The organism is Streptomyces sp. NPDC026673 (assembly GCF_040638135.1).
Lineage (GTDB): Bacteria > Actinomycetota > Actinomycetes > Streptomycetales > Streptomycetaceae > Actinacidiphila.
Window position 1 is genome coordinate 43,566 of the sequence record NZ_JBEZXR010000024.1, and the last position, 13,609, is coordinate 57,174.

12 protein-coding genes are annotated in these 13,609 nt (G+C 74.7%); 5 read left to right on the forward strand and 7 right to left on the reverse strand.

Features of this window, described 5'->3' with window-relative positions; all coding sequences use genetic code 11:
* Nucleotides 1-44: 44 nt before the first annotated feature.
* Nucleotides 45-926: a nuclease gene (locus tag AB0F62_RS18455; protein WP_361799496.1), complete on the forward strand. Its 882-nt coding sequence runs from the start codon at nt 45-47 to the stop codon at nt 924-926.
* Here the strand turns inward: AB0F62_RS18455 and AB0F62_RS18460 are convergent.
* Entirely contained in the window at nt 913-2,142 is a 1,230-nt protein-coding gene (locus AB0F62_RS18460; protein ID WP_361799499.1) for an amidase, read from the reverse strand. The genes AB0F62_RS18455 and AB0F62_RS18460 overlap by 14 nt on opposite strands.
* Nucleotides 2,143-2,227: 85 nt before the next feature.
* On the opposite strand from AB0F62_RS18460, the gene AB0F62_RS18465 reads away from it, so the two are divergent.
* Both AB0F62_RS18465 and AB0F62_RS18470 read left to right on the forward strand, forming a co-directional pair.
* Nucleotides 2,228-3,031 carry a TIGR04222 domain-containing membrane protein gene (locus AB0F62_RS18465; RefSeq protein WP_361799502.1) on the forward strand — a complete coding sequence of 268 codons (804 nt, stop codon included), beginning with the start codon at nt 2,228-2,230 and terminating at the stop codon, nt 3,029-3,031.
* A 172-nt stretch (nt 3,032-3,203) separates the two neighbouring features.
* Nucleotides 3,204-3,503: a hypothetical protein gene (locus tag AB0F62_RS18470; RefSeq protein WP_361799505.1), complete on the forward strand. Its 300-nt coding sequence runs from the start codon at nt 3,204-3,206 to the stop codon at nt 3,501-3,503.
* A 70-nt stretch (nt 3,504-3,573) separates the two neighbouring features.
* On the opposite strand, the gene AB0F62_RS18475 is transcribed toward AB0F62_RS18470, so the two are convergent.
* Nucleotides 3,574-4,689: a S1 family peptidase gene (locus AB0F62_RS18475; protein ID WP_361799508.1), complete on the reverse strand. Its 1,116-nt coding sequence runs from the start codon at nt 4,687-4,689 to the stop codon at nt 3,574-3,576.
* Between the two features lie 146 nt (nt 4,690-4,835).
* Between AB0F62_RS18475 and AB0F62_RS18480 the strand changes: the two genes are divergently transcribed.
* Nucleotides 4,836-5,678 carry a GNAT family N-acetyltransferase gene (locus AB0F62_RS18480; RefSeq protein WP_361799511.1) on the forward strand — a complete coding sequence of 281 codons (843 nt, stop codon included), beginning with the start codon at nt 4,836-4,838 and terminating at the stop codon, nt 5,676-5,678.
* Here the strand turns inward: AB0F62_RS18480 and AB0F62_RS18485 are convergent.
* Nucleotides 5,671-6,636 (reverse strand): slipin family protein, encoded by a 966-nt coding sequence (locus AB0F62_RS18485; RefSeq protein WP_361799514.1) that lies wholly within the window; start codon nt 6,634-6,636, stop codon nt 5,671-5,673. The two genes, AB0F62_RS18480 and AB0F62_RS18485, sit on opposite strands and share 8 nt — an antisense overlap.
* A gap of 406 nt (nt 6,637-7,042) precedes the next feature.
* The gene (locus AB0F62_RS18490) at nt 7,043-7,999 is read right to left on the reverse strand and encodes a YafY family protein (RefSeq protein WP_361799517.1); all 957 of its coding nucleotides are present in this window, start codon (nt 7,997-7,999) and stop codon (nt 7,043-7,045) included.
* A gap of 62 nt (nt 8,000-8,061) precedes the next feature.
* Between AB0F62_RS18490 and AB0F62_RS18495 the strand changes: the two genes are divergently transcribed.
* Nucleotides 8,062-9,183 (forward strand): winged helix DNA-binding domain-containing protein, encoded by a 1,122-nt coding sequence (locus tag AB0F62_RS18495; RefSeq protein ID WP_361799520.1) that lies wholly within the window; start codon nt 8,062-8,064, stop codon nt 9,181-9,183.
* 36 nt (nt 9,184-9,219) lie between these two features.
* On the opposite strand, the gene AB0F62_RS18500 is transcribed toward AB0F62_RS18495, so the two are convergent.
* From AB0F62_RS18500 to AB0F62_RS18510, 3 genes are all read right to left on the reverse strand, one after another.
* Nucleotides 9,220-10,119: a S1 family peptidase gene (locus AB0F62_RS18500; RefSeq protein WP_361799523.1), complete on the reverse strand. Its 900-nt coding sequence runs from the start codon at nt 10,117-10,119 to the stop codon at nt 9,220-9,222.
* A 150-nt stretch (nt 10,120-10,269) separates the two neighbouring features.
* Nucleotides 10,270-11,331, reverse strand: a complete 1,062-nt coding sequence (locus AB0F62_RS18505; protein WP_361799526.1) for a S1 family peptidase — start codon at nt 11,329-11,331, stop codon at nt 10,270-10,272.
* 894 nt (nt 11,332-12,225) lie between these two features.
* Nucleotides 12,226-13,362: a DUF5685 family protein gene (locus tag AB0F62_RS18510; protein ID WP_361799529.1), complete on the reverse strand. Its 1,137-nt coding sequence runs from the start codon at nt 13,360-13,362 to the stop codon at nt 12,226-12,228.
* Between the last annotated feature and the right edge of the window lie 247 nt (nt 13,363-13,609).

Genomic DNA, 13,609 nt, shown 5'->3' on the forward strand with positions numbered 1-13,609 from the left:
TGCACACGACGTCACCGCCGCTCGCACCCCGATGGGGAGTCGCCATGCCGATGCTGCTGGTCAAGGGCTCTTTCCAGATAAAGAACACCGAACCGGACGGGGACACCGTGGGCTTCACCCCCACCCGCCACCCCGACTGGAACCGCGTCAGGGGCGGGCTCGGGCTCGACCTCACCAACTCCTGCCGGGGCAAGCTGCGCCTGGACGCCGTCGACGCGCTGGAGACCCACTACGGACCCACCTCCGCCCCGGCCCACCAGCCGCTGCCCTTCGCCCACGCCGCCCGGGACGAGCTGCTGCGGTGGCTCGGCTTCACCGCCGTGGAGCGCGAGCCCGGCGACGAGCGGGTCGTCGCGTCCGCCCCCGAGAGCGTCCCCGGCTGGATCCTGACCGGCGGGGTCGACGTGCACGGCCGCTGCGTCGCCCTGGCCGGCCGGGGCCCGCTGCCGGAGGGCACGAAGAGCGGGCAGGAGGTCACCGTCGGCGTGCCGCTGCTGCGCGAGACCGTCAACCACCACCTGATCGCGGAGGGCCTGGCCTACCCGACCTTCTACGGCAACCTCTACGCGGACCTGCGCCAGGAACTGGCGGACGTCGCCCGCCGGGCCCGGGACGACGGCAGGGGACTGTGGCCCGGCGACGTGAGCACCACCGGGGCGAAGATCACCGGACTCTCCTCGCTCACCGACGACGTGACGCTCGTCCCCAAGCTCTTCCGGCGGCTCTTCGACTACCTCGCCCTCGGCGAGACCTCTCTCGCCGCCTTCCGCGCCTATCTGGCCGGGGCGGCCGACGGCTACCGGATCCTGTCCTCGGACACCCCGCGCGCACAGGTGCGGGGGCTGCACCACGTCGTCGAGGTCACGGGGAACGACACCGTGCGGATGACCCGGCCGATCGAGGACCTGGTCTTCACCGAGGCATGACGGCGGGGGCCAGCTCCGCCGCCCACCCCAGCAGTTCCTCGTCCTCGCCGGGGCGCCCGACGACCTGCAGACCGAGCGGCAGGCCGTTCGCGGCGTACCCGGCGGGCAGGCTCACCTCGGGGAAGCCGGCGTTGCTCCACGGCAGGCACATCACCGAGTCGCCGGTACTGCCCAGCCCGAGCGGGGCGGGACCGGTCGCGGACGGCGCCAGCCATGCGTCGACCTCCCCCATGGCCTCCACCAGCCGCTCCCGGAAGACCCGGCGCTCGCCCGCGGCCCGCTCGTAGTCGTCGCGGCCGACGGCCTGGCCCTCGCGGATGGCGGCGACCGTCTGCTCGCGGTACAGCCGGCCGTACCGGGGGAACCAGTCGGCGTGCGTACGGGCCACCTCGTAGCGGTTCATGACGTACAACTGCCGTACGACCGCCTCGAACTCACCCGGGCCCGCCATCAACGGCACCTCGCGCACGCTCCATCCCGCCGCCTCCAGCCGCTTGGTGTGCACCGCGAAGGCCTCCCGGGCCTCCGCCCCGGCCCGGTCCAGATACGGTCCGGCCGGGATGCCGAGCACCGGCCGGCCGTCACCGGCGGCCCGCGGCTCCCGCCAGTCGTCGCACAGTACGGACGCGCCGCGCGCCGCGCCCGCGACGGAGGCCGCGAACACCCCGACGGTGTCGAAGCTGGGGGCGTTGGCGATCACGCCGTCCACCGGGACGCGTCCGAAGGTCGGCTTGAAACCCACCACCCCGCAGTAGGCCGCGGGCCGGATCACCGACCCGACGGTCTGCGTCCCGACCGCCAGCGGCACCATGCCGGCCGCGACCGCGGCGGCCGAGCCGCTGCTCGAACCGCCCGGCGTGTGGGCGGTGTTGTGCGGATTGCGGGTCGGTCCCGGCGCGGTCACCGCGAACTCGGCCGTCACCGTCTTCCCCGCGACCAGCGCCCCGGCCGCCCGCAGCCGGTCAACCAGCGGTGCCTGCGGCCCGGCCAGCGCCTCCGGCGGCACCGCGGATCCGGCACGGGTGTCCATCCCGTCGATCCGGACGATGTCCTTGACGCCCACCATCACCCCGGACAGCACTCCCGGTGGTGCCGCGGCCGCCTCCGCCGCCAGCCGCCCCCGCCGGTCCGGCTCCCGTACGAACGCCTTGATCCTGGCGTCGAGCCGGTCGATACGGTCACATGTCCGCGCCACCAGATCCGTCACGGCGGCCACGCTACGCCGAAAAGCTCCGGCCTTCCTCAAACAGGGCGTCATCCCCGCTCCCCGCGGGCACACCGCCCCCAGGGGGTGGTGGACCATGTCATGGCTCACATGGACATATCCGGCGACGGCCACGGCGGCACTCCTCGTGGCCGCCGCGCTGCTACGCGCGCCGCGCGCCGCGGACGACGAGGTGACGGACCCCTACGAAGCGGCCTACCTGCGCGACGGGCGCCGCGGCGCGGTGGTCGTCGCGTTGGTCGCGCTGCATCTGCGCGGCACGGTGGACGCCGGCCCGCGCGGCACCGCGCGTATCTCCGGGCCGGCGCGGGATCTGTCGCAGCCGCTGCAACGGGCCGTGTACGAGGCGCTGTACCGGCCGTCCGGGGTGAACACCGTCGCCGCGTCCCGGCCGGTACGGCGCCCGCTGGACGCCCTGCGCGGGCGGTTGGCCGGGGCGGGGCTGATCCGCGGCGACCGCCGTTGGCGCGCGGCCCGTGTGCTGCTGTGCGCGGCCGTGCTGACCGTGGTCTGGGAGCTGGCGTCCGGCCCTCTGCCGCCCTGGAACTCCCCGTTGCGGACGGCCGTCTCCGCGGTCCCGGTGGCCGCCGCCGTCGCCCTGTGGGCGGTGCCCCGGCGCACCGGGGCCGGCCGGCGGGTCCTCCAGCGGGCCCGCGAGCGCTTCCCGCGCCCGCGTACCCGGAGGGCATCGCCCGAGTCGGTCCTGCTGGCGGTCGCCCTGCACGGCGAGCCGGCTCTGCGGCTGGCCGTGCCGCACTTCACCCGGGAGGCCGGGCTGCTCGCCCGGCGCGACGGGACCGAGAGCCTCTACGGCGTCAACCACTGGCACAGCGGCGGCGGAGGGTCGGGGACGAGCGCCTGCGGTTCGGGAGGGGTGTGAGCGTACGCGCCCTCCCGGACGGACCAAACACCGCATCGGTGCGAGATTGGTCACGTCCGGATGCCACGCGCGTACTCACCCGCCCCGTGAGGCGACGCGTGTCACGCGCGCGTCACCCCAGCGGCTCTCAGGGGTTGCGAAGGCGAGGGGACGGCACGATTTACTGACCGCCATGACGGCGACCGACACCACCTTCAGACCCGTGGCCCGCCCCGGGCGGCCGCGCATGGTGAGCCATCTGCGCCGCCTCGCGGCCGCCGGCCTGGTGGAGCCGCCGGGCGCCGCGCGGCCGCAGCAACGCCCGGCCGACAGGGGCGAGGACGCCCAGGACGCCGAGGTCTGGGAGGACTTCCCGCACCGTCTGGCGGCCCGGCTGGTCGGCCTGCACGAGGAGGCCCGGACCCCGCGCCCGCCCTCGCGGGCCGTACACGTCGGCGCGACGGTCACGGCCTTCCCCCGGAACCGCTCGTGACCGGCACCGCGACACGGCAGGACCCCGGGACTCCGCCGTAGCCCGGGGCCCTGCCTGAACCGCGTGGCCGTCAGCCGAGTTCCGCCCCGACCGCGGCCAGCGCCGTGGTCACCGGCTGGAAGAAGGTCTCCCCGCCCGTCTGGCAGTCCCCACTGCCGCCGGAGGTGAGGCCGATCGCGCTGCCGTCACGGGTGAACAGTGCGCCCCCGCTGTCGCCCGGCTCGGCGCAGACGTCGGTCTGGATGAGCCCGGTGACGGTGCCCTCCGGGTAGTTGACCGTCGCGTCCAGCCCGAGGACCGTGCCCCCGTGCAGCCCGGTGGTGCTGCCCATCCGGAACACCTCCTGGCCCACGGCCGCCTCCGCCGCCCCGTTGACGGGCAGGGCCCGGCCGTTGCCGAGGTTCACCTGGCCGGGCGCCTGGGTGTTCGGGTCGTCGTACGTCACGAGGGCGAAGTCGCCGTCGCCCGGGAAGGTCGCCTGCCGCACGGTCGCGATGGGCGCGCCGCCCTGGCTGTCCGACCAGTTCGCGAAGGCGACGCCGCAGTGGCCGGCGGTGAGGAAGGCGGGAGCGCCGTCCTTGACGACGTTGAAGCCCAGCGAACAGCGCGCCCCGTCGGCGAAGATGGCGTCCCCGCCGGCCACGAGGGGCTTGAACTCTCCCGCGGACTTGCGGATCCGGGCCATGCCGGTGCCCAGGGACCGCACGGTGGACTCAAGGGTGTCCCACTTGCCGCCGGTGACGGTGCGGTCCGCGGTGACCAGGATCCGGTTGGTCCGCGGGTCGACGGCCCAGGCGGTGCCGGGGATCGTGGCCCGCTGCTTCAGGGTCTGCGCGGCGGAGGTCAGTTCGGCGGCGCTGTTCTCGACCGTCCGGGTCGCGGCGCCGGCCCGCTGTGCCTGTGCGATCACGTCGCCGTTGTCCCCGGAGACCACGTTCACCACGAGCCGCCCGCTCGCCTTGTCGTAGTAGGCCCCGGCGATGGACGGGCCGAACCGCTCGCCGAGGCCGGCGGCGAGCTCGGCGGCGGACGCGGCGCTGAACCTCTTCGGCGCGGCGGCTTCCCGGTCCTGCGACGGAGACTGCGACGCGTTGGCGTTGGGCAGCAGTACGGCCGCTGCCGCGATGGCGGCGGCACCGGCCGTGACGAACACGATCTTCCGCTTGGCTATCTGTTTGTGCTTCAAGTCGTGACCTCCTGTGGGGGGATACAGGTCGGATCGTCGGGCGCAGGGGGAAGCGTCGTCCGCCTGACATACGCAGGCCCGCCCTGTTGCGTTCACCACGCCCAATTCGCTCGCGGCCGGGTCGCGGTTGTGGTGGAATCCGCCCGATGAGCACTTTCGACCTCTCCCCCGTGGCGCTGGAGTACCGCGCCGCCTATGACCGGCAGCTACGCGCCCGCGTCCCCGCCGACCTCTCGCGGTACGAGTCGGTGGAACGCGACGGCCCGCTGCTGCGCAAGACCTACCGGCACGGGGAGGCGGGGTTCCTCGACTACCGCGACCTCGGCGGGCTGGACGGCCCCGAGCTGGACGCCCTGATCACCCGGCAGCGGGACCACTACGCCGCGCTCGGCATGCCGGTGGAGTGGAAGCTCCACGCCCACGACCTGCCCGCCGGGCTGCCGGACCGGCTGGTCGCGGCCGGATACGTACCGGAGGAACCGGAGACCGTGCTGGTCGGCGAGGCGGCGGCGCTGACCGGGGCCCCGGTGCTGCCGGAGGGACTCACGCTGCGGGAGGTCACGTCACGGGCGGACTTCGAGCGCATCCGGGTCATGGAGGAGACGGTCTGGGGCGTACCGCACGACTGGCTGCCGGGGATGCTGGAGAGCGAGGTGTCCGGGCCCGGCGACCCCTGCGCGGTGGTCGTCGCGGAGACCGCCGACGGCACCGTGGTCTGCGCCGGCTGGGCCCGCTTCCACGAGGGCACCGACTTCGTGTCGCTGTGGGGCGGCTCCACCCTGCCGCGGTGGCGGGGGCGCGGCGCCTACCGGGCGACGGTGGCGCACCGGGCCCGGCTGGCGGTCGCGGCGGGTCACCGCTTCGTACAGGTGGACGCGTCCCCGGACAGCGCGCCGATCCTGGCCCGGCTGGGACTGGTGCCGGTGGCGGTGACGGTCCCGTACGTCTGGCAGCCGGACGTGCCGCCCGCGGGCGACGGGGTCAGCTGACGTCGGAGGGCCGCTGCGGCCGGACGCTGTCCAGCAGCGGGTCCGCCGCGAGGGCATCGCGCAGATCGGCGGGGAGCTCCTCGGCGGGGTCCGCCGGCGGCCCGCCGCCCGGGTGCGCCTCGGCGGCGGCCTCCGGCACGGGTGCGGACGGCCCGGCGGATGCGGCGGGCACGGCCGCCCGCGGCTGTTCGACGGCCGGGTGGGGACCCGGCTGGGCGCGCTCGAGGAAGCGCAGCAGCTCCACCGGGAACGGCAGGACGAGCGTGGAGTTCTTCTCCGCGGCGACGGCGACGACCGTCTGCAGCAGGCGGAGCTGGAGCGCGGCGGGAGTGTCGCTCATGACCGCCGCGGCGTCGGCGAGCTTCTTGGAGGCCTGGAACTCGGCGTCCGCGTTGATGATCCGCGCCCGCCGCTCCCGCTCGGACTCGGCCTGGCGGGCCATCGAGCGCTTCATCGTCTCCGGCAGCGAGACGTCCTTGATCTCGACGCGGTCGATCTGCACGCCCCAGCCGATGGCCGGGCTGTCGATCATCAGCTCCAGCCCCTGGTTGAGCTTCTCGCGGTTGGAGAGCAGGTCGTCCAGGTCGCTCTTGCCGATGATCGAGCGCAGCGAGGTCTGCGCCATCTGCGAGACGGCGAAGCGGTAGTCCTCGACGTTGATGATCGCGTCGGCGGCGTGCACGACCTTGAAGTAGACCACCGCGTCGACCTTGACCGTGACGTTGTCGCGGGTGATGCCCTCCTGGGCCGGCACCGGCATCGTCACGATCTGCAGGTTCACCTTCCGCATCCGGTCGACGATCGGAACGATCATGGTGAACCCGGGGTTCCGCACCCCGCCCCTGACCCGGCCGAGCCGGAACACCACGCCCCGCTCGAACTGCTGCACCACCCTGGCCCCGGCCACGAAGTACAGCGCTCCGGCCGAGAGTACGGCGGCTATCAACTCGACGACCATCACGGCCCCCTGGGGTCCGGTATCGCGGTACTTCCACGGTACCTCGCGGGTAACCCGCCGGATACGGGCCGGGATGCCCCGTTACGGTCCCCGCGGCGGCCGAGAGCCGGTCGTCACATTGGCTCCCCCAGCTACCGCTGGGAGGTGCCCCCACCGCCCGAAGGGCGGGCCCCGCGGTTCCCCCAGCTGGCGCTGGGAGGTGCCCCCAGGTGCGGTGCATCGCAAGGCGGAGAGTCGTCCTCGTAGTGGGCTACTCGGACGATTCGACAACGCAGCGTGGGGGCACCCCCGGCCGAAGGCTGGGGGAGTGCCGTGCCTGGGGGTACCTCCCAGCGAAGCTGGGGGAGCGTCGCGGGGTGGGGGCACCCCCGGCCGAAGGTTGGGGGAGGGAATGTGACGACAGGCTCTACCGCGGCGCGCCCGCCGCCCGCGCCAGGCGGTCCGCGACGACCCGCAGCCGTTCGGCCAGCTCAGGGGGCTCCCGCACCTCGAAGTCGACGCCGAGCATGCCGATGTAGACGGCCAGCGCGTCGAGGGACTCCGAGCCCGTGCGCAGCACGCAGCTGTCCGGTCCGGTGGCCTCGACGGTCGCGTAGCCGGCGTACTCGGCCACGGCCTCGGCGGGGGCGTGCACGACGATGACGGCCTGGTGGCGGTAGGCCCGCGAGGTGACGCCGCGGGCGACGTAGGAGGCGGCGTCCGCCGGAGGCCGCCGGGGCGTGAAGCGGGGACCGGCCGGGGACTTGGGGTCCATCCGGTCCACGCGGAAGGTGCGCCAGTCCTGCCGGTCGGTGTCCCAGGCGAGCAGGTACCAGCGGCGGCCGTGGTGGACCAGGCTGTGCGGCTCGACCGTGCGGCGGCTGGCGGTGCCGCCGTGCGCGAGGTAGTCGAAGCGCAGCCGTTCGTGGTCCCGGCAGGCGGTGCCGATCGCGGTCAGCACGTCCTGGGCGACGGCGTCCGGCACGGTCGCGGGCCGGGCGACCGCGACGGCCTCCATGGCCCGCGCCCGGCGGCGCAGCCGGGAGGGCAGCACCTGCTCCAGTTTGGCCAGGGCGCGCAGCGAGGTCTCCTCGATGCCCTCGACGCTGCCGCCGGCGCCGGTGCGCAGGCACAGCGCGACCGCGATCGCCTCCTCGTCGTCGAGCAGCAGCGGGGGCAGCGCGGCCCCGGCGCCCAGCCGGTAACCGCCGGCCGTGCCGGGAGTGGCGTGCACGGGGTAGCCGAGGGCGCGCAGCCGCTCCACGTCGCGGCGCACCGTCCGGGCGGTGACCTCGAGCCGCTCGGCGAGTTCGGGCCCCGTCCAGTCGCGCCGGGACTGGAGCAGGGACAGCAGGCGCAGCAGTCGGGCGGAGGTTTCCAGCACGGCACCAGTCTGGCAGCCGTCGCGGACGGTTCCTGACCGCATTCCCTCCTACCGTGGGAGCCATGGAGACGATCCCCGAGGGCACCGTCCTGGACCGCCGGACGCTCAACCGCTCGCTCCTGGCGCGGCAGTCGCTGCTCGGCCGGGTGCGCGCGAGCGCGGAGGAGATGATCGAGGGGCTGGTGGGGCTCCAGGCGCAGGAGCCGCCGGACCCGTATGTGGCGCTGTGGTCCCGGATCGAGGACTTCGCACCGCGGGAGCTGTCCGCGATGCTCGAGGAACGGCGGGCGGTGCGGATGTCCCTGCTGCGGTGGACGGTGCACCTGGTGACCGCGCGGGACTGCATGGCGCTGCGGCCGGTCGTGCAGGGCGTGATCGAGCGGCGCCTGCTGGGGCAGTTCCGGCGGCAGCTGGCGGGGCTCGACCTGGCGGAGGTCGCCGAGGCGGGGCGGCTGCTCCTCCAGGACGGTCCGCTGTCGGCGAGCCGGCTCGGGGACGCCCTGCGGGAGCGGTGGCCGGACCGCGAACGGCTGCCGCTCAGCCTGGCCGTCACGGCGCGGGTGCCGACCGTGCAGCCCCCGCCGCGCGGACTGTGGCGCACCCCGGGCGCGGCGTTGCAGACCCCGGCCGACCGATGGCTCGGCCGGGACTTCGACTTCGCGGCCGGCTCCGCCCCGGACGCGGCCGTCCTGCGCTACCTGGCCGCCTTCGGCCCCGCCTCGGTCAGGGACGTCGCCGTCTGGTCGGGCCTGTCGGGGGTCCGCGCGGTCGTCGACCGGCTCCGCCCGGGGCTGCGGGTCTACCGCGACGAGAAGGGCACGGAGTTGTACGACGTCCCGGGCGCGCCGTTCCCCGGCCCGGGGGTGGAGGCGCCGCCGCGGTTCCTGCCGCAGTACGACAACATCGCCCTGTCGCACGCCGACCGGGCGCGGATCATGCCGCGCAACCCCTACGCCGAGGCCCCGCTGCCCGGCAGCGGCGGCAACCGCGGCTTCTTCCTCCACGACGGCTTCGTCGGCGGACTGTGGCGGATCGAGACGGCCCGGGGCGCGGCCCTGCTCCACGTCCTGCCGTACGGGCCGCTGGACGCCGGGGCGCGGGACGCGGTCGCGGCCGAGGGCGCACGGCTGCTGGAGTTCGCGGTACCGGAGACCACGGCCCGGGAGGTGCGCTTCACGGGGTGACCGCCGCGCACGCCCCGGGCCGCGTCCCGGCCCCGCTCAGTACACGCTCACCCCGTAGGCCTTGAGGGCGGCGGGCAGCGGCTGGAAGAAGGTGGTGCCCCCCTCGGTGCAGTCGCCGCTGCCCCCGGAGAGGATCCCCAGGGCCTTGGTCCCGTCGTACAACGGGCCCCCGGAGTCCCCGGGTTCGGCGCAGATGTCGGTGCGGATGAGCCCGCGGACGATGTCGCCGCCACCGTAGTTGACGGTGTAGCCGAGCCCGGTGACGGTGCCACCGCGGACGCCGGTGGTGGAGCCGTCCCGCTTCACCGTCTCCCCGACGCGGGCGCGGGCGGCCGTTCTGATGTCCTGCCGCCCCACCGTGCCGGGGCGGGCCGCGGAACCGCTGTAGCGCACCAGGGCGTGGTCCTCGTACGGGAAGCTGAAGCCGGTCGTGGTGCCCAGCGGCCTGGTCTGGGCCGGGTCGGTGTACCAGGTCGTGGCCGCCTGGCCGCAGTGTCCGGCCGTCAGGAAGTAGTACGCGCGGCCGGCGCGGACGTTGAAGCCGAGCGAGCAGCGGAAGCCGCCGCCGTGGACGGCGTCGCCACCCGCGATCAGCCGCCTGAAGGAGCCGTCGACCCGTTCGAAGCGGACCGCGCCGCCGTAGCCTCCTGCGGCCCGTTTCAGCGCGGTGAGCCCGGTGCGCGAGACGGTGTCGTCGGTGGCGATGACCAACACTCCGCTCTCCGGGTCCACCGTCCAGGCGCTGCCCGCGACGTCCGCCGACTCGGCGGCCCGGCCGGCCGCGGCCAGTTGGACGGCCGAGACCCGGCTTCCGGCGGCGGCCCGGGCCTCCGGCACGGCGACCGCGGTCGCGGCGACCAGGCCGAGCAGCGCCGCCACGGGCAGCGCGGCGCGTCCCGCGAGGCCGCCGCGCGGAGTGGTGCGCTTGTTCCTCATATGTTCCCCCCTGCGAGGTTATGCGGTGCCTCGCGGAGTATCGCGACCCCCGGGCCGGGCGGACAAGAGGGCCATACGGGACGTGCCCGGCAGCCGTGAGGCCACCGGGCACGTCCGTGACGCAAGGGAGGGCGTGGACCTCCCCGAGGATCAGAAGACGCTGACGCCGTAGACGCTGAGCGCCTCCGTCACCGGCTGGAAGAAGGTCGTGCCGCCGACGCTGCAGTTGCCGCTGCCGCCGGAGGTCAGACCCAGGGCGATGCCGCCCGAGGTGTAGAGCGCGCCACCGGAGTCGCCGCCCTCGGCGCACACATTGGTGCGGATCATCTGGTAGACCACGTCGCCGCCGCCGTAGTTGACGGTGGCGTTGAGACCGGTGACCGAGCCGCTGTGGATGCCGGTGGTGGAGCCGTCGCGCAGGACGGCCTGGCCCACGAAGGCGTTGCCGGCACTGGTGATGTCGGTGTTGCCCGCGGTGCCGCTCTTGGTCACGGAGGTGTTGGTGTACCGGACCAGCGCGTAGTCGTTGGTCGGGAAGCTGTAGCCGGCGTTCGGGCCCAGCACCGTGGTCTGGCTGGAGTTGGAGTACCAGGTGGAGGCGACCTCGGCGCAGTGCCCTGCGGTCAGGAAGTAGTTGGTGCTGCCGCTGCGCACGTTGAAGCCGAGCGAGCAGCGGTAACCGCCGCCGTAGATGGCGTCGCCGCCGGCGATCAGCCGCTTGAAGGTGCCGGCCGTGCGGCGGAAGGTGACCGCGTCGCCGTAGGAGGCGGTGGCCTCCTGCAGCGTGGCGAGCTCGGCGCCGGTGACCGTGCTGTCGGCCGTGATCTCCAGGCGGTTGGACTTCGGGTCGACGACCCACGAGGTGCCCGCGATGTCCGCGGCGAGGGCGGCCTTCCCGGCCTTGTTCAGCTGGGCGGTGCTGTGCGCCACGAGCTTCGGGACCGCGCCGGCGTCGCTGACGGCCTGGGCGGCCTTGGCGTTGGTGACGTTGACGACCATGGTCTTGGCCTTGGCGTCGTAGTACGAGCCGGCGGTGGAGGCGGTGCCGAGGGACGTGGTGAGCGTGGCCGCGGCCTCGGGGGAGGCCTTGGGCGCGGGGGCGGCCTGGGCGGCGGGCAGGGTGAGCGCGGTGGCCGCCAGCAGACCGGACGCCACGGCGATCAGCCGTGCGCGTCTCGGGACGGGGGTGTGGGTCGTGCGCTTGATCCTCACTCTTTTCCTCCTGTGGGGGAACGGAAGTTGACCCGCGTAGCGCGGGCCTGTGAGGCGCAGCGAGGGCGCCGCCGTACTGTGGGGGTGGCGTGCCCCTGACAAGTGCTGCGCACACGGGAGTATTCAGAGTCACGCACAAGCGCACAAGGGCGGGTTTCGGCCGCGTGACACCCCGGAAACGCGGCTGCGACGGGCCGGGGACGCCACGGTGACGAGGTATCACCTGGTGAGCCCCGCGTCCACGCCGGCCGGCCCCGGCCGCCCCGCCCCGCCCCCGGTTTGGCGCGAACGGGCGGCTCCGCGGGGAGCGCCGGGCGCGACGCCGCCGGGTCGCCGCCCGCCACCGCCGATGTGCGGCCGCGCGACCCGCGTCAAGGGCCCGCGCGATCGCGCCGACGCCCCTTTCGCCCACCGCACGCTCCCCGTTGAGCGGCCCCGCCGGCCACGCGCGTCCAGGCCCCCGACGCCCACTCGCCGCTCTCGCGGTGCCCCGCTTTCCGCAGTGGGGAGCGCAGCACGACGTCCCCGTCCCCTCACGCCCCCTCCGCCTGGCCCCGGCTCCATGATCGCCCGCCCGCAGGGGAACGGCGGCAGGAGAACGGCGGCGCCCCGCGCCCAGGACGCGGCCGTCCGCGCCGCCTCCCCCAGGTGCCGAGGCCGTGTGATCCCTCGCCGCAGGGCCCGTTGAACCGCCTCACCGCGCCCGCGCCCGGGCGGCACCGGGCGCGGCGGATCGGACGCGCACGCCGGGCACGCACCCGACACCACCGCCCATGCGCTTCCGCGCCCTCCTACGGGCCCCACGCCCCCATGACATCGCGCCCGCGCCCCGTCACCACCGCCACCGCCACCGCCACCGCCACCGCCACCGCGGGGAACGGGCCGCACGGCCCGTCAGCAATCGCAGCCGCAGCAGTCGCAGTCGCAGCAGCAGCCGTCCCCGCAACCGCAGTCGCAGCCGGAGCAGTCGCAGTTGGAGCACCAGCCCTCGCGGCGCTTGCCGCTCCAGGGGTCGTCGTAATGGTCCCGGCAGCAGACCTGGCAGGTGCAGCAGAGCCCCGCGAACACCGCGCACCCGGCGAGCAGGCCGCGACGGGGTCCGGGCTGATGCGGCGGCCCGGGGGTCAGCCACGGCGACTGGACCGGCCCCCCGGGACCGCCGGGGTGGTGGGCGCACGAGGCGCCGAACGCGCGGTCCACGGAGCGCCGCAGCTCGTGGGCGAGGAGGACGTGGGCGAGCGCGCCGTCGGTGAACTCCACGTCCCGCAGGGCCAGCCGCACCCCGTGCACGGCGTCGTCGCACAGCCGCCGGGCCTCGTCCAGGCCCGTGCCGGTGGCGGTCAGCGGGTTCCACGCGCCCACCGCGGCGTCGGCGTCCAGGTCCTCCACCGCGTCCAGGAGATGGGCGAGCCGCCCGAAGAGCCGGCCCGCCTCCTCCAACGGCGCCCGGTTGCCGGGACGCCCGGCCAGCACCGCCGTGTGGCCGAACGCGGCGGCCGTGGCGGTCTCCGTCGGCTCGGTGACGGCGAGCAGCGGGGTGCCCGGCCCGGCGGCCGCCTCGACGGCCGTCTGCCGGCCGACGGCGTCCACCAGGACCGCGGTGTCGAAGCCGAGTCCCGAACCGGTCGCCGCGCCCGCCCGGTCCCAGCGCCGGGCGACCGTGCGCGCCGCCGCGGCCACCGGACGCCGGGCCAGCAACCCGTCCCCGTCCGCCATGTGGTCGCGCATCTTCGCGGAGGCCAGGACCAGCGAGACCGCGGCGGCCAGCCGCGCCCCCTCCCCCTTGGCCACCGGAGCGGTCCGCATCGCGCGCAGTGGGCACGGCCCGGCGGTCCGCCGCCCGCCGTCCGCCCGCGCCGCCTGGGCCTCGACGAGTACCGAGATGATCAGCCCGTCGTAATTCGTGGCCACCCTGGCCAGTTGCCCGTGGTCGTCGCGCAGAGCGAGACAGAGGCCGCACAGATGGGCCGTCCACGATATGGCCAGCTTCTCCGGCAGACGGTGCCGGCATGGTCTGACGATTCCGAACATCGCAATCCCCCGTACGTCATTCGCAGCAATGGAGCACGTCATCGTCTGGTCGTTCCGTACGCCCGCCGTTCGGCCGACCGGCGGTGCCTGATCACTCTACCGAGCGGGACTCTTTCCGATCATCCGTCAGAAGCCGTATTCCGGGGGATGACTGAGGGGCCACTAGTGCGATTTATGCACCAGGTCTGTCACGAATCCACCCCACGGTGGGTATCCGCTTGGCGCATCATCCGCATCATGGACGACC